This window comes from Nocardioides sp. NBC_00368 (genome assembly GCF_036090055.1).
GTDB lineage: Bacteria > Actinomycetota > Actinomycetes > Propionibacteriales > Nocardioidaceae > Nocardioides.
Map to the genome: position 1 here is coordinate 5,778,287 of NZ_CP107970.1, position 21,444 is coordinate 5,799,730.

A 21,444-nucleotide genomic window follows, 5' to 3' on the forward strand; every position below is an offset into this window, starting at 1 on the left:
TATGCAGCCAGACTGCCGCATCCCAAGCGGAATTCCGCTTGGGATGTGCTGGTTCGCCTGCATACCTAGACGAACCGCGCCCCCACCACCCCGGCAGTACGCTGAATGACGTGGGACTTCTGATCGCACTTCTCATCGTCGTCGCGGTGATCGGGACCGTGGTCGTGACCAGCAGGCGCTCGCAGGCGCGGGCGCTGGAAAAGCAGCGCGCCGAGCTCGAACCGGTCAAGCAGCTCGCCTTCGAGGATGTCACCGCCTTCGGTGAGGAGCTGCAGAAGCTCGACCTCGACATGGCCGGCAAGGAGCTCGACGAGGGCGCCAACGCCGACTACCAGCGAGCCCTGGACGAGTACGAGACGGCCAAGCGCACCGTCGACAAGATGACCTCGCCCGACGACGTCAAGCAGATCACGACGATCGTCGAGGACGGCCGTTACGCGATCGCGTGCGTCGAGGCGCGGGTCGCCGGGGAGCCGCTGCCCAAGCGCCGCCCGCCGTGCTTCTTCGACCCCCGCCACGGGCTCTCGGTCGAGGACGTGGAGTGGGCGCCCCCAGGTGGCGTGCCCCGCGACGTACCCGCCTGCGCGCTCGACCTCGAGCGGATCAGGGCGGGTGCCGAACCGGACACCCGCAAGGTGATGGTGGGCAACGAGCGAGTGCCCTACTGGCAGGGCGGCCCGGCCTACCAGCCCTACGCCCGTGGCTACTTCGGCTCATTCGGGCCGATGGACTGGATGTTCGCGGGCATGATGTTCGGCGCGTTCGGTGGCTTCGAGGCGATCGGTGAGATCGGCGAGGGCATGGGCGAGGCGATCGGCGGCTTCGGCGAGGGCCTCGGCGACATGTTCGACGGCTTCGACTTCTGAGCGAGTCGACAGCGCACGTACGATCCTCGCTTGTGACTGACCTGCACACGCTCGAGCTCGGCGAGACCGGGAGCCGCGTCGTCTTCCTCCACGGGCTCTTCGGCCAGGGACGCAACTGGAACACCCTCGGCAAGCAGCTGGCCGACAAGCACCGGGTCACGCTCGTCGACCTGCCCCACCACGGCCGCTCGCCGCAGCCGGACACCTTCGACTACCTCGAGGTGACCGCGGCCGTCGCCGAGCTTCTCTCGGCCGACGACCCCGCGACCGTGGTCGGCCACTCGATGGGCGGCAAGGTGGCGATGCTGCTCGCGATCTCCCGCCCCGAGCTGGTCGCGAAGCTGGTCGTGGCCGACATGTCACCGGTCGTCTACGAGCGCGTCGGCGGCTTCAAGACGTACGTCGAGGGGATGCAGGGTCTCGACCTGAGCCGCATCACCCGGCGCGAGGAGGCGGACGCCGGGATGCAGGAGGCGGTCCCGGACCCGACCGTCCGCGGCTTCCTGCTGCAGAACCTGCGCCGTGAGGGGAACGGCTGGCGCTGGGCGATGAACCTGGACGTCCTCGGCCGCGACCTCGACCGCATCGGCGCCTGGCCGGCCGAGGAGCTGAAGGCGTACGAGCCCTACGACGGGCCCGTGCTGTGGGTGGCCGGCGAGCTGTCGAACTACGTCACCGACGAGTACGCGCCGGCGATGAAGGAATGGTTCCCGCGCTACCGCAAGGTGACCATCAAGGGCGCCGGTCACTGGGTCCACTCCGAGAAGCCGGAGACCTTCCTCGCTGCCCTGCGTCAGTTCCTCGGCGACTGAGCCGCCGCGGCGTCTACGCTGTGCGGCATGGAGCGCGACAGGCCCGTCATCGTGCTGGTCGGCGGCGAGCATGCCGACGTCATCGAGCAGGAGTTCAGGGCACGCTACGACCGTGACTACCGGATCGAGCCGGTGGTCGGCTTTGCCGCGGGCCTCGACAGGACACGCGAGCTGGTGGCCGAGGGTGCCCAGATCGCGATGGTCGCCGCCGAGCACGTGCTCGACGAGGGCACCTCGATCGAGTTGCTGCACCGCGTACCGGGCATCGTGGCGACGGCACGCCGGGTCGCGCTGGTCTCGTGGGACGACTTCTCCGGCGCCCTCGACGACCTGCGTGCCGCGGCGCTCGAGCGCGAGATGGACACCTACGTCCTCATTCCGCGCGGCCCACGGGACGAGGAGTTCCACACCGCGCTGATCGAGCTCCTCTCCGAGTGGGGATGGTCGGTGGGCAGGCCCCTGGTGACCGTGACCGACATCGTGGCCGAGCCGGGCGACCGTGACGCGGCGGCGATCCGGGACCTGCTCGAACGCATGGGCTTCCCGAATCGGCTGCTCGAACCGGGTGACGACGAGGCACAGGAGCTCATGGAGGCCGCCGGGCCGGGGGCGCAGCTGCCTCTGGTCCGTACGTTCACGGGCCAGGTGGTCTCCGGGGCGACCGCGGCGACGGCCGCGGAGGCCATCTACGGCGGGTTCGACGAGATTCCCGAGGGCGTGATCGCCGACGTCGCTATCGTGGGCGGCGGACCGGCCGGCCTCGCGGCGGCCGTCTACGCGGCGTCGGAGGGCTTGGCGACGGTCGTCGTGGAGCGCGACGCGATCGGTGGCCAGGCCGGGTCGAGCTCCATGATCCGCAACTACCTCGGCTTTCCCCGCGGCATCTCGGGCATGCGTCTCGCGCAGCGATCCCGCATCCAGGCCAGCCGGTTCGGCGCGCGCTTCTTCTCCGGGCGCCCGGTGACCGGGATCGAGCCCGGCCCGGTCGACGAGCCCGAGCACCAGCACGTGCACGTGCGCGGCGCGCAGTTCTGCGCGCGCACGGTCGTCCTCGCGATGGGCGTGACCTACCGGCGGCTCGGGGTGGCCGGCGTGGACGACCTGGTGGGTGCGGGCGTCTACTACGGTGCCGCGACGTCGATGGCGCGCGAGATGCAGGGCCGTGAGGTCTTCGTGGTGGGCGGCGGCAACTCCGCCGGGCAGGCGGCCATCCACCTCGCCAAGTTCGCGAAGACGGTGACGATCCTGGTCCGGCGGCACGACCTCGCGGAGACCATGTCGGCCTATCTGGTGCGGGAGATCGACGCGACCTCGAACATCCAGGTCCGGCCCCGCACGATCGTCGCCGACGGCGGGGGCGAGGGCCAGCTGGAGTGGCTGCGGCTGGAGAACCTGGACACGGGTGAAGACACCAAGACCTCCGCCGACGGCCTCTTCTGCCTGCTCGGAGCGGAGCCCGACTGTGCGTGGCTGGCGGAGGGGGTGGCCCTCGACGAGCACGGGTTCGTCCTGACCGGCCGCGACGTGCCGCGCGAGGCGTGGGTCGACGGGATTCCGCCCGCGAGCCTGGAGACGACGGTGCCGGGTGTCTTCGCTGTCGGCGACGTGCGTGCCGGGTCCATGAAGCGGGTCGCCTCCGCGAGCGGCGAGGGCGCGTCGGTGCTCCCGCTGGTGCACGCCCACCTGGCGCGGATGCGCGCCCGGGAGTTCGGCGCCTGAGCCGGTGCGCGACCTCAGGGCTCGATGAGGCCCGCCCTGATCGCGTACCTGGTCACCTGGGTGCGGTCGCGCAGCCCCAGCTTCGCGAGGATGTTCTCGCGGTGCCGCTCGACGGTCTTGTAGGAGATCGTCAGCTCCCGGGCGATCTCGCGGGTCGAGTGTCCCTCGGCGATGAGCTTGAGCACCTCGTCCTCGCGCTCGGTCAGGACGGTACGCGGCAGGCTCTCGCCCCGGTTGAGGCGGTCGAGGTAGTCGCGGACGAGCGCGCTCATCGCACCGGGGTAGACGAAGGCCTGGCCGCTCATCGCGGTGCGGCACGCCTTGACCAGGTCCTCGTCGGCGACCGACTTGAGGACGTAGCCGCTGGCGCCGACCTTGAGCGCCTCGAAGAAGTACTGCTCGTTGTCGTGCATCGAGAGCATCAGCATCTTCGGTGGTGTACGCATCCGGACGATGCTGCGAGCCGCCTGTAGCCCGGTCATCCGGGGCATGGCGACGTCGAGGATGACCAGGTCGACCTCGACGTCACGCAGCGCGGCGACGGCCTCGGCGCCGTCGGCAGCCTCGGCGACCACCTCGAGGTCGGGCTCGGCGTCGAGGATGAGGCGTACGCCGCGGCGGACGAGGGTGTGGTCGTCGGCCAGCAGGATCCGGATCTTCGCAGGCGTGGGGGTCACAGCGGCACCTCCAGGACGACGGTGGTGCCGCGGCCGGCGTCGCTGGTCACCCGGAGGTCGGCACCCACGAGCAGGGCCCGCTCCCGCATGCCGCTGATCCCGGCGCCGGCGACGAGGTCGGCGCTGCCGCGACCGTCGTCGGAGACGGTGAGGACGACCTTGTCGCCGACCTTGCACAGGGAGAGCTCGGCGGTGGCGGCGTGGGCGTGGCGGACGACGTTGGTGAGCGCCTCCTGGGCGACCCGGTAGATCACCAGCTCGCGGTCCTGGGGCAGCTCGGGCAGTCCTCGGGCGATGGTGCGGCGTACGGTCGTGCGGCCGAGCGCGCCGACGTCGGTGGCCAGCGAGGCCAGCGCGGCGTGCAGACCGAGGTCCTCGAGCACGCCCGGCCGCAGCTGCCGCGCCACGCGGCGTACGTCGTCGATACCGGTGCGCGCGGACTCGCGCACGGCGGCGAGATCGGGGCGCACCGCCTCGGGCACCTGCCGCTCCAGCCCCTTGAGCCCCAGGAGCACGACGGTCAGCGACTGGCCGACCTCGTCGTGGAGCTCCTGGGCGATCCGGTGCCGCTCGGCCTCCTGGGCGGCGAGAGCCTTGGCGTTGCTGGTGCTCCGCTCCGTCTCCAGCCGCTCCAGCATCGCGTTGTAGCTGGCCACCAGCCGGGCGCCGGCGCCCTTGCCGTGGGTGGTCAGGCGCTGGTCGGGGGAGAGGTGGTCGACCGAGTCCATGGTGCGGATCACCCGGTCGATCGGCGCCAGGCTGCGCAGCAGGAGGAGCGCGTTGAGGGTCGCCATCACGACCAGCCCGACCGCCAGCACCACCGCCTCGGAGGCCAGTACGCGCTCCGAGACCCGGGCCGGGGACAGCGCCAGGACGAGGGTGCCGACGCAGAACACCGCCCAGTTGGTCAGGCAGACCCGCCAGTAGAGGGGGAGATCGCTCATGCCACCAACCCTGACATGTCCTCTGGCCTGGCCTTATGGGTGGCAGCACCCATTCGGATCCGGCGCACGGTCGCGGAGAGTCGACAGCATGGAGCTCAACGCATGATCGTGTACGCAGCGGTGGCCGTCTTCATCGTCACCTACGGCCTCATCGCCACCGAGCGCGTCCACCGCGTCGCCGCCGCCCTGGGTGGCGTCGCCGCGATGGTCGCGCTCGGGATCATCAGTGCCGAGTCGGCCTTCTACAGCCACGAGACCGGGGTCGACTGGGACGTCATCTTCCTGCTCTTCGGGATGATGGTGATCGTCGGCGTCCTCAAGCAGACGGGCCTGTTCGAGTTCCTCGCGCTCTGGGCGGTCAAGCACTCCGGCGGCCGCCCGGCGCGCCTGGCGACGCTGCTGATCCTGGTCACCGCCGCGCTCTCGCCGATCCTCGACAACGTCACCACCGTGCTGCTCGTCACGCCGGTGACACTGTCCGTCTGCGAGCGGCTGGGGCTGCGGCCGATGCCCTACCTGATCTCGCTCATCCTGGCCGCCAACGTCGGCGGCACCTCGACGCTGATCGCCGACCCGCCCAACATCATCGTGGCCAGCCGGGCGAACCTGACCTTCGACGACTTCCTGATCCACTCGCTGCCGCTGTGCCTGATCCTGCTGGTCGTGCTGATCGGGCTGGTCCGGGTGCTCTTCAGGCACGACCTGCGCGGCCACGTCGACCTCGACGGCCTGATCGAGCCGCCCGCCTCGGCGATCCCCGACCGCGGGCTCCTCTACCGCTGCCTGACGGTCCTTGCCCTGGTCATGCTCGCCTTCGGGCTGCACACCGAGCTCCACCTCGACCCCTCGCTCGTCGCCATGCTCGGCGCCGGCGCGATGGTGGTCGTCTCCCAGACCAGGACCGAGGCGTTCCTGGAGGAGGTCGAGTGGTCCACCCTGGCCTTCTTCATGGCCCTGTTCGTGCTGGTCGGCGGCCTGGTCGAGGTCGGCGTGATCGGCTCCCTGGGCACCTTCGCCGCCGACCTGATGGGTGACAACGAGCTCGCCGGGGTCACCGGGCTGATGATCGGCTCGGCCGTCGTCGGCGGGTTCGTCGACAACATCCCCTACACCGCGGCGATGGTGCCGATCGTGGAGGAGATGGTCGCCGCGACCCCGTCCTCGGGTGCCGACAGCCCGCTGTGGTGGGCCCTCGTCTTCGGCGCGGACCTCGGCGGCAACACGACCGCCGTCGCCGCCGGTGCCAACGTGGTCGTGCTCGGCCTCGCCGCCAAGGCCGGCCACCCGATCAGCTTCTGGAGGTTCACCAGGTACGGCATCGTGGTCACGATCGTGACGCTGGCCGTCGCCTGGGCCTACGTCGCCCTGCGCTACTTCGTGCTCGCCGCCTGACGCTCCCGGTAGGCGGCCACGGCGTTGCGGTTGGTGCAGGTCGGCGAGCAGTAGCGCTTCGACCGGTTGCGGGAGAGGTCGACGACCACCCCCGCGCAGCCGTCGTCGGCGCAGATCGAGAGCCGGGACAGCTCGTCGGCGCGGATCACGTCGACCATCGCCATCGCGGTCTCCACGGCGATCCGCGTCGCCAGCGGCGCGTCGGGCTCGGTGGCGTGGATGTGCCAGTCGTACGTCGTGTGGCGGACGAGCTGGGGCGTGGCCCGGTGCTCGGCGAGCAGCGCGTTGGTCAGCCGCACGGCCTCGTCGCGCTCGGCGGTGAGCAGATCGCGCAGCCGGATGCGCAGGGCGCGGACCTCGTCGAGCTCGGCGCGGTCGCGGTCGTGCCGCCCGGTGTAGTCGTACGTCACGAAGAACTCGTCGAGCGCCGCCACGGTCGCCAGCTCGTCGACCGAGCCGGGGGAGAGGGCGAGGGTGTTCGCCAACGCCGCGGCCGCCTGGAGGCCTACCTCGGTGTCATGGGTGAAAACCATGTTGACACATTACCGCGTCGCTGGGATCGTCATGTGTCATGACGACTTTGACCAATGACGAGGCGGTGCCGCAGAGCCCGACGAAGACGCCGCTGGTGGCTGCCGGACTGCTCCTGGCGGTCGTCTCGGCGGTCACGTTCAGCCTGTCCGGGCCGCTGGGACGCGGTCTCTTCGACACCGGCTGGTCGACCGGCGGCGTGCTGGTCTTCCGAGTCGGCATCGGCGCCGTCGTGCTGGCGCCGTTCGCGGTGCGCGCACTGGCCGGTCGATGGCGGAACATCGCCTCGAGCTGGCGGGTCGTGGTGGCGTACGCACTGCTGGCGATCGTGGTGCCGCAGTTCGCGTTCTTCTCGGCGGTGCAGTGGATGGCGGTCGGGCCGGCGCTGCTGCTGGAATACATGGGGGTCGTGCTCGTCGTCGCCTGGATGTGGCTGCGGCACGGCGAGCGGCCCTCGCGGCTGACGATGGTGGGCGCGCTGGTCGCGATCGCCGGGCTGGTGCTGGTCCTCGACCTGGTCAGCGGCGCCAACGTGCACCCGCTCGGGGTCCTGTGGGGCTCCGCGGCCGCCGTCGGACTGGCCGGCTACTACGTGCTCAACGCACACTCAAGCACCACGCTGCCGCCGCTCGCGCTGGCCTGGCTCGGCCTGACCGGCGCCACGATCCTGCTCGCGCTGCTCTGCCTGATCGGGGCGATCCCGTTCGCGATGGAGACCACGCCGGTGGTCCTCGCCGGACTGGAGATGCCCTGGTGGGGGCCGCTGGTCGGCCTCGGTGTGCTGACCTGCTCGGTCGCGTACGCCACCGGCATCGCCGCCACCCGCACCCTCGGTTCGCGGCTCTCGTCCTTCGTGGGGCTTCTCGAGGTCGTCTCGGCCGTGGTCTTCGCCTGGCTGCTGCTCGGTGAGGCGCCCGGGCTGATCCAGCTCATCGGCGGGCTGGTCGTGCTGGCCGGCATCATCGCGGTCCAGCAGGGTGAGCAGTCGACGAGCGCCTCCTGACAGCCTGAAGCGCCGCACGCCTCAGCTGAGGCGTGCGGCGCTTCGAAGGGTCCTGCTAGCGCTCGTCCTGGGCCCTGACGTAGACCTCACGGATCAGCATCAGGATGGCCGCCGCGGTCGGGATCGCCAGCAGCGCACCGACGACACCGAGGAGCGAGGCACCGATGAGGGCCGCGATCACGGTGACCACGCCGGGGATGTCGACCGAGCGGGACATGACCCGCGGGTAGACGACGTAGTTCTCGAACTGCTGGTAGGCGATGTAGAAGACGACCGCGATGAGCCCCGTCTTCAGGTCGGTCGTCGCGAAGGTGATCGCACAGACGATGACCGCGCCGATCGTGGCCCCGATCATCGGGATCACGTCGGTGATCATGACGACGAAGGCCAGCGCGACCGCGTACTCGCCCATCCCGATGACGAAGAGCAGCACCAGCGTCGACAGACCGGCGCACAGCGCGACGATGAAGGCGCCCGAGACATAGCCGCCGATGCCGTCGAAGACCCGGTCACCGAGCTTGCTGACCCGGTCGCGGCGCGAGGCCGGGGCGAGACGGTAGATGGCGCTCTTGGTCCGGTCGTAGGCGGCGATGAAGTAGAGCGTCAGGACGATGACGATGAAGGCCGTGACGAGCACGTTGATCACCGCCAGGCCCACGCCCAGCGCACCACCGAAGGCGCTGCTGACGAAGTCGCCGCTGGCGACGTACTCCTGCACCTTGTCGAGGATCTGGTATTCCTCGTTGAGCTGCTGGATGCGCTGGTTGCGCTGGAGCTCCTCGATCCAGTCGGGCACGTTGGCCGAGATCTTGGCGACCTGGTCGCTGATCACCGGCACCAGCGCCACGAAGAAGAGCGCGAGCGCGCCCAGCACGCCGAGGATGACGGTCAGGACCGCCCACGGACGCGCGAAGCCACGCCTCTGCAGGAAGACCACCATCGGGTTGATCCCGGCGGCGATGAAGAGCGAGACCACCACCTGGAGGATCACGCTCCCCATCGTGGTGAGGAGGTTGCCTGCCGCGTACGCGGTCAGCAGGCCGAGGCCGAGGAGCAGCCCGAAGAGGTAGGGCGAGTTGCGGTCGAACCGCGGTCCGGGCTTGCCGTACCGCTTGTCGCGCTCGCTCTCCTCCTCGGGCTCCTCGACGTCGATCGCGGTCTCGCTGTCGACCGCTGGGTCCTCGTTCGAGCCGTTTTCGGCAGACGTCGACTCAGGACCGTCCGTGGGACGGTCGGCAGCGGCCGCGTTCACCGGCTTTCGGACTTCGCAGTCTCGGGCTCGCGGATCGCGGTCTTCTCCGAGGGCTCGTCGTAGTCGTCGTAGTCGTCGGAGAGGTCGTCGTCGGAGTCGACCAGGGTGACGCTCTCATCGACCACGAGCTCGCCGTCGACGATGTCCTCCTCCACGGTGCGCGGCTTCGGCGCCTCCAGCTCGGCCGGGTCCTCGGTCTTGCCGAACCCGGAGACCAGGTCGGTGAGCGAGGAGAGCTGAGCGGCGATCGCGTCGCGGCGCTTGGTGAGACGGTCGACCTCGGCCTTGATGATCGCGAGGCCCTTCTCGGCCTCGACGGTCGCGGTGGAGGCGAGGTGGTCGGCCTCGGCGCGAGCCTTGGACAGGACCGCCTCGGCGTCGCGGCGGGCGCGCGAGATGATTCCCTCGGACTCCTTGGCCAGCTCGGCGCGCTGGTCGGCGACGTGCTGGGCGGCGATCCGGGCGCGCTCCTCGGCGTCCGCCGCGCGGGTCTCGCCCTCGGAGACGATGCGAGCGGTCTCGGCCATCGCCTGGTCGTGGTGGTCGGCGGCCTCGCGGGCGAGACGCTCGCGCTCCACGGCGAGCATCCGCCGGGCCTCCTGGACCTCGCGGTCGGCGCCGGCACGGGCCTTCTCGACCTCGCGCTGGGTCGACGTACGCAGCTGGGTGACCTCCTGCTGCACGGCGAGCCGGATCTGGTCGGCCTCGCGCTTGGCCGCGGCGAGCATCTCGTCGCTCTCGGCCTGCACCATCGAACGAGCCTGCTGGACCTCCGACATCACCTTCTCGCGGTGGTCGTCGATCTCCTTGTAGTGAGTCGTACGCAGCGACTCGATGTCACGCTGGGCGGACGCCTTCGTCGCGGCAGCCTCGCGCTGGGCGGCCTCGCGGATGACCGCGGCCTCCTTCTCGGCGGACTCCTTGACGGCGGCGGCCTCTTCCTCGGCCAGTCGGAGCATCGCGCTGGCGCGACCACCGAGCGAGGCGTAAGAGGGGGCCTCGTTGCTCTGGGCGGCGGCTGCCTTGAGGTCGTTGACCTTGCGCTCGAGCTCGGCGATGCGCCGCTGAGCGTTGCGCAGGGCCGACTGACCCTGGCCGTTGGCCTGGAGCAGCTGCTGGACCCGCGCGTTCACGGTCCCGGGGTCGTATCCGCCACGACGCACGACCGGAAAGGCTGGGAGCGAGCCTGGAGCCGGTGGTGGGGAGTTGTGGCCGGAGCTGGGTGAACCAGATGCGCCGGGGACTCGGGGGAGGACCTGTGTCTCGGTCGAGTCCTGCTCGGGCTTCTGTCGAGGTTCTGAAGCCTCGTTGAAGATGGACAGTCCCTCATTCGTCATTTGTGGCGGATTCCTCACACTGTAGGTCGTCTACGAGCTGCCTCTGCTCCCAAAGGGCAAGACTACGGCCGGTCGCCCCTCGCGCAAGGGGAGACCGGCCGTGAATCCAGTCTCAAACGGGTCTATTTACTGAGATCGGAGTCTCAGATCCCCCGGAAGAGGTTGATCTTGTCGATGTGTGCCGCACGCTTCTCCTCGTCGAGGACACCGAGGCCCTCCTCGGGGGCCAGGCAGAGCACGCCGACCTTGCCCTGGTGCTTGTTGTGGTGCACGTCGAGCGAGGCCTGGCCGACCTCCTCCAGGGTGTAGGTCCGCGACAGGGTCGGGTGGATCTTGCCCTGGGCGATGAGGCGGTTGGCCTCCCACGACTCGCGGTAGTTCGCGAAGTGGCTGGAGATGATCTTCTTCAGGTTCATCCACAGGTAGCGGTTGTCGTACTCGTGCATGTAGCCCGAGGTCGACGCGCAGGTGGTGATGGTGCCGCCCTTGCGGGTCACGAACACCGACGCACCGAAGGTCTCGCGGCCCGGGTGCTCGAAGACGATGTCGATGTCCTCGCCGCCGGTGAGCTCGCGGATCGCCTTGCCCAGGCGCAGCCACTCCTTCGGGTTCTGCTGGGTGCCGTCCTCGTTCCAGAACTTGAAGTCCATCTCGGAGCGGTTGATGACCATCTCGGCGCCCATGTTGCGCACGACCTTGGCCTTCTCCTCGTTGGAGACCACGCAGACCGGGTTGGCGCCGCCGTTGAGGGCGTACTGCGTCGCGAAGCCGCCGAGGCCACCGGAGGCGCCCCAGATGAGGACGTTGTCGCCCTGCTTCATGTTGCCGCCGTTGGCGGAGACGAGCTGGCGGTAGGCGGTGCAGTTGACCAGGCCGGGGGAGGCGGCCTCCTCCCAGGTGAGGTGCTCCGGCTTCGGCATCAGCTGGTTCGCCTTGACCATCGCGACGTCCGCGAGGCCGCCGAAGTTGGTCTCGAAGCCCCAGATGCGCTGGGAGGGGTCCATCATCGTGTCGTTGTGGCCGTCGGGAGCCTCGAGCTCGACCGAGAGGCAGTGGGCCACGACGCGGTCGCCCGGCTTCCACTTGGTGACGCCCGGGCCGACCTTCAGCACGACGCCGGACAGGTCGGAGCCGACGATGTGGTAGTCGAGGTTGTGGCGGGCGCCGAGCTCGGACTCCTTGCCGTAGCGCTCCAGGAACCCGAAGGTGGAGACCGGCTCGAAGATCGAGGTCCACACGGTGTTGTAGTTGATCGCCGAGGCCATCACCGCGACGAAGGCTTCGCCCGGGCCGAGCTCGGGGAGGGCGACGTCCTCGACGTGGAGGGACTTGCGCGGGTCCTTCTCCTTGGTCGCGACGCCCTCGAACATGTCGACCTCGTCCTTGTGGACGGTGGCGGCACGGTAGTGGTCGGGGATCTCGAGGTTCGCGAACTCCTCGCCGGGCGTGTCACCGGCAAGGATCGCGTCGAGGATTTTCTGCATTGGTCGGCTCCTGCGTCGTCGTAGGGGTCGCGGTTGAGGCTATTTCGCCGGACATTACTGGTGAGTAACCGTTAACGCCAGCCTGATGTGACACATGACTCTTGGATCGTTCACGTGCCGTGGTGGGGTTCTCAGTGGGCGGGGTTCGCGGCCGGCTCGACGAGCTCGACCAGGACGCCGCCGGCGTCCTTGGGGTGGATGAAGTTGATTCGTGAGTCGGCGGTGCCGCGTCGCGGTGCGTCGTAGAGAAGGCGTACGCCGCGCTCCCGGAGGATCGCGGAGACCTGCTCCACGTCGGTGACCCGGTAGGCCAGCTGCTGCATGCCCGGGCCGTTGCGGTCGAGGAACTTGGCGATGGTGCTGTTCTCGTTGAGCGGGGCGAGCAGCTGCAGCTTGTTGTCGGAGTCGCCGATGGCGATCATCGCCTCCTCGACGCCCTGCTCCTCGTTGGTCTCCCGGTGGGCGAGCTTCATGCCGAAGGTCTTCTCGTAGAAGTCGATCGCCGCGTCCAGATCGGCGACGGCGAGGCCGACGTGGTCGATCTGGGTGAACAGGTGGGGTGGGATCTCAACGGTTGTCATGGGCCTACTCTCCTTGAGGTCGGGCCTAAGAGGCACAATGTGTGATGACAGCCACACCAAGCTGCTGTCATCTCTCTTCCCACTGAGGTTACTAATAAGTAACCTCAGTGGCAGATCAGCACCACCAACATTCTTGGAGGACCCATGTCCAACGTCATCGTCGCCGGGGCGCGCACGCCGATCGGCCGCCTCCTCGGCGGGCTCAAGAGCCTGTCCGCGGCCGATCTGGGCGGCGTCGCCATCAAGGGCGCCCTGGAGAAGGCAGGCGTCTCGCCGGAGCAGGTCGACTACCTGATCATGGGTCAGGTCATCCAGGCCGGCGCCGGTCAGAACCCGGCTCGCGCCGCCGGCATCGCCGGCGGGCTGCCCATGAACATCCCGTCGATCACCATCAACAAGGTGTGCCTCTCCGGCCTCAACACCATCGCCATGGCCGACCAGATGATCCGCGCCGGTGAGGCCGAGATCGTCGTCGCGGGCGGCATGGAGTCGATGACCAACGCCCCGCACCTGCTGCCGAAGTCCCGCGAGGGCTTCAAGTACGGCGACACCACCCTGGTGGACTCGATGGCCTACGACGCGCTCTACGACCAGCTCACCCAGCAGGCGATGGGCGGGCTCACCGAGCAGGTCAACGCCGAGGGCGTGAAGCTCACCCGCGAGGAGCAGGACGCCTTCGCCGCCACGTCGCACCAGCGTGCCGCCGCCGCCCAGAAGAACGGCGTCTTCGACGACGAGATCGTCCCGGTCTCGATCCCGCAGCGCAAGGGCGAGCCGATCGTCGTCAGCGCCGACGAGGGCGTACGCGGCGACACCACCGCCGAGTCGCTGGCCAAGCTCCGCCCGGCATTCTCCAAGGAGGGCACCATCACCGCCGGCTCCGCCTCGCAGATCTCCGACGGTGCCGCCGCCGTCGTGGTGATGAGCAAGGAGAAGGCCGAGGAGCTCGGCCTGGAGTGGCTGGCCGAGATCGGCGCCCACGGCATGGTCGCCGGCCCCGACTCCTCGCTGCAGCTGCAGCCGGCCAACGCCACGGCCAAGGCGCTGGAGAAGGAGGGCATCACCGCCGCCGACCTCGACCTGGTCGAGTTCAACGAGGCGTTCGCGGCCGTCGGCATCGAGTCCACCAAGAAGCTCGGTCTCGACCCGGAGATCGTCAACGTCAACGGCGGCGCGATCGCCCTCGGCCACCCGGTCGGCATGTCCGGGACGCGCGTCGTGCTCCACCTGGCGCACGAGCTCAAGCGCCGTGGGGGCGGCACCGGTGCGGCCGCGCTGTGCGGCGGTGGCGGCCAGGGTGACGCACTGATCGTGCGTGTGCCCAAGGTCTGAGCCATCGCTGATGTGAGCGACCTGGTCGCGCGCGCCCGGGGCGGTGAGCCCCGGGCGGTCGCGCGGCTGGTGTCGTACGTCGAGAACGCCCCCGTCGGGGGCGGAGAACGGCTCCGCGAGGTGATGGCCGCGCTCGCGCCGCACGGCGGGCACGCCCAGATCGTGGGGCTCACCGGTGCGCCGGGCGTCGGGAAGTCGACGACCACCTCCGCGCTGGTCCGCGAGCTGCGCTCCGCCGGGCGGACCGTGGCCGTGCTGGCGGTCGACCCGTCGTCGCCGTTCTCGGGCGGTGCGCTGCTCGGTGACCGGATCCGGATGACCGACCACGCCACCGACCCGGGTGTCTTCATCCGTTCGATGGCCTCCCGGGGCCATCTCGGTGGGCTGGCCTGGTCGGCGCCGCAGGCGATCCGGGTGCTCGACGCCGCCGGTTTCGACGTGGTGCTGGTCGAGACCGTCGGCGTGGGCCAGTCCGAGGTGGAGATCGCCGGCCTCGCCGACACGACCGTCGTCCTGCTCGCGCCCGGGATGGGCGACGGCATCCAGGCGGCGAAGGCGGGGATCCTGGAGATCGGCGACCTCTACGTCGTCAACAAGGCCGACCGGGAGGGGGCGACCAAGGTGCAGCGCGACCTGCGCGGGATGCTCCGCCTGGCCGACCGCCCGACGGAGGCCTGGACCCCGCCGGTCCTCACCGCCGTCGCCCAGTCCGGCAAGGGCCTGGCCGAGGTGGTCGCCGCGCTCGACGAGCACCGGGCCTGGCTCGAGTCCAGCGGCACGCTGGAGCTGCGGCGTACGCGGCGAGCGAGGGCAGAGATCGAGGCCATCGCCGTCGAGACCCTCCGGGCGCGGTGGACCACGGTGGGGTCGTCGAGCGACCTGGACGCCCTCGCGGAGAAGGTCGTCACGGGGGAGAAGGACCCGTACGCCGCCGCGGACACGCTCCTCGCCGAATAGCCGTCGCCGGCCTTTCGGCGGGAGTTGTCCCGGCGTACGGCTTGTTCTGTCGACTCTCGCTTCGCGGAGTCACTATCGTTGCTGGTGTGAACCTCTTCGGTGTCGACATCTCCAAGCACCTTCTGCGCGACGAAGGTGAGGTCGTCGTCGACGAGGTCACCCATCACTGGGTCTCCTACATCCGGCCGGTGGCGGAGGCGATCCTGGGCCTGGCGCTGATGATCGTCGCGGCCACGATCGACATGAACGTCGCCTGGATCATCGTGCTGCTGGCGTTCGGGCTGGTCGGGCACGCGTTCTGGCGGTCGCTGGTGGTCAGCCGGGACCGGTTCGTGGTCACCAACATGCGGATCTTCCGTGTCCACGGTGTGCTCTCGAGCGAGCTGGCGACCATGCCGCTGGCGCGAGTTCTCGACATCACCGTGAAGCAGTCGTTCACCGGCCAGATCTTCAACTACGGCCACTTCGTCTTCGAGTCGGCCGCCCAGGAGCAGGGCCTCAACAACATCTACTTCGTCGGCCGGCCGAACGAGCGTGACCTGACGATCCAGCGCGTCGTCCAGCGTGCGGGCCTCCGCGGCAGCGTCGGGTAGGAGCCTGCTGAACAATCCCGGCTGCTACGCGCCGCGATGCACGCACGCTGGCGGCGTTGCCACCGCTCGACGTGCGCCCAGCATGCCTTCGCGGTGGCGCCTTGCCATCGCACGCGCCTCGCGACGCCGGCCTTGTTCAGCAGCCTCCTGGACCGTCCTCATAGGATTGGCGACATGACGCAGCAGCCGTTCTCCCGTCCCGGAGCCGTCGACCTCTCCGGGCTCGCCAGCACCCCCGCACAGGACGCCCCCTTCGGCGGTCCGGCCGATGCGGCTCCCGCCCAGGGGCGGAGCGCCGGCTCCTACACCGTCGAGGTCGACGAGCAGATCTTCCAGTCGGTGCTCGAGGCGTCGATGACCGCGCCGGTCGTCCTGGTCTTCTACTCCGCCTCCCGCGCTCCGGAGAGCGTCACCTACGCACGCGACGTCTCGACGGTCGTGGAGGAGTACGACGGCCGGTTCCTGGTCGGCCTGGTCGACATCGACAAGAACCCGCAGATCGCGCAGGCGCTGCAGGTGCCCCAGGTGCCGCTCCTCTACATCCTGCTCGACGGCCGGCCGGTCACCCAGCCGATTCCGGGCGCGCTCAACCTCGAGGAGCTGCGTACGGTCTTCCAGCAGCTCGGGCAGCAGCTCACCACGCAGGGCATCGGCGGGCGGCACAAGCCCAACGCCATCGGCGGCGGCGCGACCGAGGAGGGTGCCGAGCCGGCGCTCGACCCGCGCTACGCCCCGGCCCAGGACGCGCTGGAGCGCGGTGACATCGACGCCGCCGTGGCCGAGTACGAGAAGCTGATCGCCTCCAACCCCGCCGACTCCGAGGCCGCCGCCGGCCTGGCGATGGCCAAGGTCCTGCAGCGTACGCAGGGGGTCGACCTCAACGCCGCCCGCGCCGCCGCCGCGGCCGCGCCCGAGGACGTGGACGCCCAGACGCTCGTCGCCGACCTCGACCTGCTCGGTGGCCACGTGGAGGACTCCTTCCTCCGCCTGGTCGAGCTGGTGCGGCGTACGTCGGGGGACGAGCGCAACAAGGCGCGCGAGCACCTGCTGGGGCTCTTCGCCGCGGTCGGCAACGACGACGAGCGCGTGCTCAAGGGCCGTCAGTCGCTGGCCTCGGCACTGTTCTGAGCGGCTAGGGCCGCGAGCACGGCGGTGACCGCCGGCGAGGCGGTCATGGTGCGCCGGTGCAGCGCGAGGATCTCGCGGGTGGGGACCGGGTCGACGACGCGTACGGCGACCAGGTCCTCACCCAGCGCCGCCCGACCCATGCGGGGGATGAGTGCGATCCCCAGGCCTGCGCGCACCAGCGCCAGGTGGCTGTCGAACTCCATCGAGACGTGCGCAATCCGCGGCAGCCGGCCGGTGCCGGCGTACATCCGGTTCAGCCACTGCCGACAGATCGTGCCCTCCGGCGTCGCGATCCAGTCCTCGGCGACGAGGTCGTGCGGGGTCACCTTGGCGAGCTGCGCCAGCGGGTGGTCGCGGTGGGCGATCACGTCGGCGACGTCGCGGAGGAGCTCGGTGGTGACGAGGTGGTCGGGGATGGAGAGCGGCACGTCGCCCCAGGAGTGCACCACGCCGATCTCGCTGTGACCGGTCGCCACCAGGTCCACGGTGTCCCACGGCTCCCGCTCGGAGAGGGTGAGGACGAGGTCGGGATGGGCGGTGCGGAGCTCGCCGGCGACCGGCGCGATCAGCCCGCGCATCGCGGTGGAGAAGGCGGTCAGCCGCAGTCGCCCGGCCACGGTCGTGGCCTGCTCGTGCAGCCCGGACTCCAGCGACTCCATGTCGGCGAGCAGCCGGGAGCCCTCGTCGACCAGGTGCCGCCCGGCGTGGGTGAGCATGACGCCGCGCCCGATCCGCTCCAGGAGAGGTAGGCCGACCTGCCGCTCGAGCCGCTTGACCTGCTGCGACACCGCGCTGGGGGTGAAGCCCAGGGCGTCGGCGGCCGCGACCACCGACCCGTGGGTGTCGACGGCGCGGAGAGCGACGAGCGCGGACAGATCGATCATGAAGTGATGCTACGTCATTGGATGAAGAATCATTCGCTGGTGCTTCATGATCTTTGCCTTCATCCTGGTGGATGTGACTCGCCGTGACTCGCTGCTCGCCGTCCTCGTCGCCGTCCTGTGGGGCTTCAACTTCGTCGTCATCGACTGGGGCCTCGAGACGCGCGACGGGCATTCGGTGCCGCCGCTGCTGCTGCTCGCCGTGCGGTTCGTCCTGGTCGCCTTCCCGGCCGTCTTCCTGCTTCCTCGCCCGAAGGCGTCGTGGAAGGTGGTCGCGGCGGTGGGCGTCTTCATGAGCCTGGGCCAGTTCGGCCTGCTCTACACCAGCATGGCCGCGGGGATGCCGCCCGGCCTGGCGGGGCTCGTCCTCCAGGCGCAGGTCGTGCTCACCATCGTCATCGCGGCCGGCGTGCTGCGCGAGCGGCCGACGCTCATGCAGGTGGTCGGCGTCGTCGCCGGTGCCCTCGGCCTGGTCGTGGTGGCGCTGGGGCGCGGTGGCCACGTACCGGTCGTGGCGCTGGTGCTGTGCCTCCTCGCGGCGCTGTCGTGGGCGATCGGCAACGTGATCTCCCGTGCCGCCAAGGTGCCCGGCGGTCTCTCGCTGACGGTCTGGTCGGCGCTGGTCGTGCCGCTCCCGCTGCTCGCGCTCTCCTTCGTGATCGACGGACCCGAGGGCGTACGCGACGGGGTGGCCGCCTTCGGCTGGGAGGCGCTCGTCTCCACGGCCTACACCGTGGTGCTCGCCTCGTTCGTCGGCTACGGCATCTTCAACTCGCTGCTCGCGCGGCACCCGGCCTCCTCGGTGGTGCCGTGGATCCTGCTGGTGCCGCCGGTCGCCATCGGCTCCGCGTGGCTGCTGCTCGGGGAGGTGCCGAGCGCCGGCGAGCTCGCCGGCGGCGCCCTGCTGGTGCTCGGCGCGCTCGTCGCGCAGGGAGTGCTACGCGCGCCCCGACTCGGTGTAACCCGGGCCGCCCCGCAGCGCGGCGAGCGCGGCTTCGACCCGGCGGGCGGTGAAGTCGGCGGCCCGCTCGCGGACCTCGTCGAGGGTGCAGAACGCCACTGAGCGGATCTCGCGCGGTTGGAGGGTGGTCTGCTCGAGGACCGAGGAGGGGTGGACGCCCCCGTCGAAGACCAGGCAGACGGCGTCGTCCCAGCCGCCCCACGGCGGCAGCCAGTCGGTGAGCAGCAGGTCGCCGGCGGGGAGGACGAGGGCGAGCTCCTCCTCGATCTCCCGGGTGGTCGCCAGCTTGGGCGACTCACCCACCTCCACGATGCCGCCGGGCAGGTCCCAGTCCTTCTTGTAGGTCAGCTGGCACATCAGCACGCGGTCGTCGGGGTCGCGCACCAGCATCTGGCCGATCGCGCGCTTGCGCGGGAGGAAGGAGTTGAGCAGGGCCCGGAAGCCTTCGGGGGCCTCGACAGGAGCGTCGCTCGCCACCCGGGCGTAGAGCATCCGGTCCTGGCCGCCCCTCACGCCGCGGAGCAGGCCCTCGCGGTGAAGGCCCGCCCAGGTCGCGGTGCGCTGCTCGACGGTGTCCTCCGGGTCGACCAGCGCCTCCACACGGTGGTGGGTGAGCAGCGCGGCGGCCACCTCGCGGCGTACGACGTCGACGGCCTCGCCCGCGGCCCACTCGATCCGGGCAACGCCCTCCGCCACCGTTGTCGTCTCTGGCTCGCTCACGCCCCAACCCTAGTGTCACAACCTGATGGTTGTCGGTGTCTGGATGGTGACGAGATGACCGACCCCCACGAGGAGGGCGACGATGCCCAGTATGTTCACGATCCCGCCGGCCTCCGCGCCGGTCGAGCCGCCGGTAGGGTCGCAGGCATGAGCGATGATGCCGCGACGGAGGTCTTCGTCGCCCACCGCAACCTGCTCTTCACCGTCGCCTACGAGATGCTCGGCTCGGCCGCCGACGCCGAGGACGTCCTCCAGGAGACCTGGCTGCGCTGGGCCGACGTGCCGCTGGAGGAGGTCCGCGACCATCGCGCCTACCTGGTCCGGATCACGACCAGGCTCGCGCTCAACCGCATCCGCACGCTCTCGCGCCGCAAGGAGACGTACGTCGGTCCGTGGCTGCCCGAGCCGCTGCTGACCGCTCCGGACGTCGCCGAGGACGCCGAGCTCGCCGACTCGCTCTCGACCGCGGTGCTGCTGGTGCTGGAGACGCTCTCGCCGACCGAGCGGGCCGTCTTCGTGCTGCGCGAGGTCTTCGCGCTGGGCTATGCCGAGATCGCCGCGGCGGTCGACAAGTCGCCGGCCGCGGTGCGGCAGATCGCCCACCGGGCCCGCGACCACGTCGCCGAGCGCCGGCCGCGCGAGTCGGTCTCGGCGGCCGAGGCGCGCCATGCCCTGGAGCGGTTCCGTGACGCCGCGACCGGTGGCGACCTGCAGTCGCTGCTCGACGTACTGGCTCCCGATGTCGTCCTCTTCTCCGACGGTGGCGGCGTGGTGCAGGCGGCCCGCAAGCCGATCCATGGTGCCGAGAAGGTGCTGCGGTTCTTCGCGGGGCTGGCGACGAAGTACGGCGTCCCCAGGTTCGAGATGGCCAGCGTCAACAGCGCCCCCGGGATGCTGCTCTACTTCGGCGAGGAGGTCGACGGCGTCGTCACCCTCCACGTCGAGGAGGGCCTGGTGACCGGCCTCTACTACGTACGCAACCCGTCCAAGCTCAGCGGTGTCCTCGAGCAGGTCCGTCTGGAACGCTGACGTAGGTGGGGAGTCGTTCGCTGCGTGCTGTGCTGGTCACGCTCTGTGTGACCGTCACGGTCGCGTACGGCGTCCTCTACTACGCCTTCACCGTCCTGCAGCCGCGGATCGTCGACGCCACCGGGTGGTCGGCGGCCGCGATCACCACCGCCTTCTCCGCCGGCACGCTCGTGGGAGCCGTGGCGGGTATCCCCGTCGGACGGGTCATCCAGCGCTTCGGACCTCGGTGGGTGATGGCGGGCGCCAGCCTGCTGGGCACGGTGGCGCTCCTCGTGGTCGCCGCCGCCCCTTCGTACTGGATCTTCGCGCTGGGGTGGCTGGTGGTGGGGCTCTCGTCGGCGGGGACCTTCTATCCGCCGGCGTTCGCGGCGCTGACGCACTGGTTCGGTACGCGGCGCGTGGATGCGATCACGACGCTCACCCTCGCCGGTGGGTTCGCCTCGACGATCTTCGCGCCGCTCACCGAAGCGCTGGCGGCGTGGGTGGAGTGGCGCTGGACGTACGTCATCCTGGCCGGCGTCTTCGTGGTGCTGACGTTCGTGCCGAGCGTCGTGGTGCTCGATCTCGACTGGACGCCGATCGCACCTGACAAGGAGGGTCGACCCGTGCGGGACCGGGACGTGCTCCGCAGCCGCCGGTTCGTGGTGCTCACGCTGGCGGGCACACTGGTCTCGATGGTCGTGTTCGCCTCGATCGTGCACCTGGTGCCGTTCCTCGTCGAGCACGGGCTGAGCCCTGCCACGGCCGCCTGGGCGCTCGGGCTCAGCGGCGCCGGCCAGGTCGCCGGGCGCGCGTTCTATCCGCTGCTGGCCCGCCGCTTCGGCGTCCGCACCCGGATGATCGGCGGAGTGCTGTGGTTCGCCGCCTCGGTTGCGCTGCTCCCGCTCCTGCCTGCCGTCGGCTGGGTGATGATCGTCGTCGCGGTGCTCACCGGGACCGCGCGTGGGCTCTACACGCTGATCGCGGCCACCGTCGTCAGCGATGTGTGGGGACCGGAGAGGTACGCCGCGCTCAACGGCGTCTACTCCGCGCCTGCCGGGGTCGCGGGTGCGCTCGCCCCGGCGGTCGGGGCTGGGCTCGCCTCCGTGATGGGTGGGTACGACGCGCTCTACTGGCTCCTCGCCGGCACCGTGCTGGTGGCCGGGGTGCTCGCCTGGGGTGCGTTGGCGTCGTTCGAGGGGTGACGGCTCGCTCTCGCCGGCCGACCGAGCGTCTCGGTGCCCCGCCCGAGGGGCACCGAGACGC

At 70.3% G+C, this 21,444-nt stretch carries 20 protein-coding genes and 1 pseudogene; 12 read left to right on the forward strand and 9 right to left on the reverse strand.

Annotated elements, in window-relative coordinates:
• The first annotated feature begins 110 nt into the window (after positions 1-110).
• Genes OG984_RS27660 through OG984_RS27670 form a run of 3 tightly spaced genes read left to right on the forward strand, consistent with a single transcriptional unit; the run spans position 111 to position 3,397 of the window.
• On the forward strand, positions 111-866 hold the full coding sequence (locus tag OG984_RS27660; protein WP_328529290.1) for a hypothetical protein: 756 nt from the start codon (positions 111-113) through the stop codon (positions 864-866).
• 32 nt (positions 867-898) lie between these two features.
• Positions 899-1,678, forward strand: a complete 780-nt coding sequence (locus tag OG984_RS27665) for an alpha/beta fold hydrolase (protein WP_328529291.1) — start codon at positions 899-901, stop codon at positions 1,676-1,678.
• A gap of 27 nt (positions 1,679-1,705) precedes the next feature.
• A complete protein-coding gene (locus OG984_RS27670; RefSeq protein WP_328529292.1) occupies positions 1,706-3,397 on the forward strand; it encodes an FAD-dependent oxidoreductase in 1,692 nt (563 codons plus the stop codon).
• 14 nt (positions 3,398-3,411) lie between these two features.
• Here OG984_RS27670 and OG984_RS27675 read toward each other — a convergent pair whose 3' ends face one another.
• Entirely contained in the window at positions 3,412-4,074 is a 663-nt protein-coding gene (locus OG984_RS27675) for a response regulator (protein ID WP_141795508.1), read from the reverse strand.
• Positions 4,071-5,018 carry a sensor histidine kinase gene (locus OG984_RS27680; protein WP_328529293.1) on the reverse strand — a complete coding sequence of 316 codons (948 nt, stop codon included), beginning with the start codon at positions 5,016-5,018 and terminating at the stop codon, positions 4,071-4,073. The genes OG984_RS27675 and OG984_RS27680 overlap by 4 nt, the downstream gene beginning before the upstream one ends.
• Before the next feature lie 102 nt (positions 5,019-5,120).
• Between OG984_RS27680 and OG984_RS27685 the strand changes: the two genes are divergently transcribed.
• Positions 5,121-6,410 carry an ArsB/NhaD family transporter gene (locus tag OG984_RS27685; RefSeq protein ID WP_328529294.1) on the forward strand — a complete coding sequence of 430 codons (1,290 nt, stop codon included), beginning with the start codon at positions 5,121-5,123 and terminating at the stop codon, positions 6,408-6,410.
• Here the strand turns inward: OG984_RS27685 and OG984_RS27690 are convergent.
• Complete coding sequence (locus tag OG984_RS27690; protein ID WP_328529295.1) at positions 6,389-6,943, reverse strand: CGNR zinc finger domain-containing protein; 555 nt, start codon at positions 6,941-6,943, stop codon at positions 6,389-6,391. The two genes, OG984_RS27685 and OG984_RS27690, sit on opposite strands and share 22 nt — an antisense overlap.
• Before the next feature lie 38 nt (positions 6,944-6,981).
• Between OG984_RS27690 and OG984_RS27695 the strand changes: the two genes are divergently transcribed.
• On the forward strand, positions 6,982-7,944 hold the full coding sequence (locus tag OG984_RS27695; protein ID WP_328529296.1) for an EamA family transporter: 963 nt from the start codon (positions 6,982-6,984) through the stop codon (positions 7,942-7,944).
• A gap of 55 nt (positions 7,945-7,999) precedes the next feature.
• On the opposite strand, the gene OG984_RS27700 is transcribed toward OG984_RS27695, so the two are convergent.
• From OG984_RS27700 to mce, 4 genes are all read right to left on the reverse strand, one after another.
• A complete protein-coding gene (locus tag OG984_RS27700; RefSeq protein ID WP_328529297.1) occupies positions 8,000-9,196 on the reverse strand; it encodes an AI-2E family transporter in 1,197 nt (398 codons plus the stop codon).
• On the reverse strand, positions 9,193-10,359 hold the full coding sequence (locus tag OG984_RS27705; protein ID WP_328529298.1) for a hypothetical protein: 1,167 nt from the start codon (positions 10,357-10,359) through the stop codon (positions 9,193-9,195). The genes OG984_RS27700 and OG984_RS27705 overlap by 4 nt, the downstream gene beginning before the upstream one ends.
• Before the next feature lie 317 nt (positions 10,360-10,676).
• The gene (ccrA, locus tag OG984_RS27710) at positions 10,677-12,017 is read right to left on the reverse strand and encodes a crotonyl-CoA carboxylase/reductase (protein ID WP_328529299.1); all 1,341 of its coding nucleotides are present in this window, start codon (positions 12,015-12,017) and stop codon (positions 10,677-10,679) included.
• A 131-nt stretch (positions 12,018-12,148) separates the two neighbouring features.
• Entirely contained in the window at positions 12,149-12,598 is a 450-nt protein-coding gene (mce, locus tag OG984_RS27715) for a methylmalonyl-CoA epimerase (RefSeq protein ID WP_328529300.1), read from the reverse strand.
• A gap of 144 nt (positions 12,599-12,742) precedes the next feature.
• On the opposite strand from mce, the gene OG984_RS27720 reads away from it, so the two are divergent.
• The 4 genes from OG984_RS27720 (at position 12,743) to OG984_RS27735 (ending at position 16,608) form a co-directional block, all read left to right on the forward strand.
• Positions 12,743-13,930: an acetyl-CoA C-acetyltransferase gene (locus tag OG984_RS27720; protein WP_328529301.1), complete on the forward strand. Its 1,188-nt coding sequence runs from the start codon at positions 12,743-12,745 to the stop codon at positions 13,928-13,930.
• A 12-nt stretch (positions 13,931-13,942) separates the two neighbouring features.
• Complete coding sequence (meaB, locus tag OG984_RS27725; RefSeq protein ID WP_328529302.1) at positions 13,943-14,887, forward strand: methylmalonyl Co-A mutase-associated GTPase MeaB; 945 nt, start codon at positions 13,943-13,945, stop codon at positions 14,885-14,887.
• Between the two features lie 86 nt (positions 14,888-14,973).
• Positions 14,974-15,480 (forward strand): PH domain-containing protein, encoded by a 507-nt coding sequence (locus OG984_RS27730; protein ID WP_328529303.1) that lies wholly within the window; start codon positions 14,974-14,976, stop codon positions 15,478-15,480.
• Between the two features lie 174 nt (positions 15,481-15,654).
• The gene (locus tag OG984_RS27735; RefSeq protein ID WP_328529304.1) at positions 15,655-16,608 is read left to right on the forward strand and encodes a co-chaperone YbbN; all 954 of its coding nucleotides are present in this window, start codon (positions 15,655-15,657) and stop codon (positions 16,606-16,608) included.
• Here the strand turns inward: OG984_RS27735 and OG984_RS27740 are convergent.
• Positions 16,581-17,492 (reverse strand): LysR family transcriptional regulator, encoded by a 912-nt coding sequence (locus OG984_RS27740; protein WP_328529305.1) that lies wholly within the window; start codon positions 17,490-17,492, stop codon positions 16,581-16,583. The two genes, OG984_RS27735 and OG984_RS27740, sit on opposite strands and share 28 nt — an antisense overlap.
• A 46-nt stretch (positions 17,493-17,538) precedes the next feature.
• On the opposite strand from OG984_RS27740, the pseudogene OG984_RS27745 reads away from it, so the two are divergent.
• A pseudogene (locus OG984_RS27745) lies at positions 17,539-18,402 on the forward strand (EamA family transporter); the annotation flags it as partial.
• 24 nt (positions 18,403-18,426) lie between these two features.
• On the opposite strand, the gene OG984_RS27750 reads toward OG984_RS27745, so the two are convergent.
• Positions 18,427-19,170 carry an NUDIX hydrolase gene (locus OG984_RS27750; protein WP_328529306.1) on the reverse strand — a complete coding sequence of 248 codons (744 nt, stop codon included), beginning with the start codon at positions 19,168-19,170 and terminating at the stop codon, positions 18,427-18,429.
• Positions 19,171-19,317: 147 nt separating this feature from the next.
• Here OG984_RS27750 and OG984_RS27755 point away from each other — a divergent pair, with 147 nt between their 5' ends.
• Both OG984_RS27755 and OG984_RS27760 read left to right on the forward strand, forming a co-directional pair.
• Entirely contained in the window at positions 19,318-20,199 is an 882-nt protein-coding gene (locus OG984_RS27755) for an RNA polymerase sigma-70 factor (protein ID WP_328529307.1), read from the forward strand.
• Between the two features lie 5 nt (positions 20,200-20,204).
• Positions 20,205-21,383 carry an MFS transporter gene (locus OG984_RS27760; protein ID WP_328529308.1) on the forward strand — a complete coding sequence of 393 codons (1,179 nt, stop codon included), beginning with the start codon at positions 20,205-20,207 and terminating at the stop codon, positions 21,381-21,383.
• The last annotated feature ends 61 nt before the right edge of the window (positions 21,384-21,444 follow it).

What these genes read in the sequence shown, in the direction of transcription:
- OG984_RS27670 (WP_328529292.1), top strand. Translation starts at nt 1,706, where the DNA reads ATGGAGCGCGACAGGCCCGTCATCGTGCTGGTCGGCGGCGAGCATGCC.
- OG984_RS27680 (WP_328529293.1), bottom strand. Translation starts at nt 5,018, where the DNA reads ATGAGCGATCTCCCCCTCTACTGGCGGGTCTGCCTGACCAACTGGGCG.
- OG984_RS27685 (WP_328529294.1), top strand. Translation starts at nt 5,121, where the DNA reads ATGATCGTGTACGCAGCGGTGGCCGTCTTCATCGTCACCTACGGCCTC.
- OG984_RS27690 (WP_328529295.1), bottom strand. Translation starts at nt 6,943, where the DNA reads ATGGTTTTCACCCATGACACCGAGGTAGGCCTCCAGGCGGCCGCGGCG.
- OG984_RS27695 (WP_328529296.1), top strand. Translation starts at nt 6,982, where the DNA reads ATGACGACTTTGACCAATGACGAGGCGGTGCCGCAGAGCCCGACGAAG.
- ccrA (WP_328529299.1), bottom strand. Translation starts at nt 12,017, where the DNA reads ATGCAGAAAATCCTCGACGCGATCCTTGCCGGTGACACGCCCGGCGAG.
- mce (WP_328529300.1), bottom strand. Translation starts at nt 12,598, where the DNA reads ATGACAACCGTTGAGATCCCACCCCACCTGTTCACCCAGATCGACCAC.
- OG984_RS27720 (WP_328529301.1), top strand. Translation starts at nt 12,743, where the DNA reads ATGTCCAACGTCATCGTCGCCGGGGCGCGCACGCCGATCGGCCGCCTC.
- OG984_RS27735 (WP_328529304.1), top strand. Translation starts at nt 15,655, where the DNA reads ATGACGCAGCAGCCGTTCTCCCGTCCCGGAGCCGTCGACCTCTCCGGG.
- OG984_RS27740 (WP_328529305.1), bottom strand. Translation starts at nt 17,492, where the DNA reads ATGATCGATCTGTCCGCGCTCGTCGCTCTCCGCGCCGTCGACACCCAC.
- OG984_RS27755 (WP_328529307.1), top strand. Translation starts at nt 19,318, where the DNA reads ATGAGCGATGATGCCGCGACGGAGGTCTTCGTCGCCCACCGCAACCTG.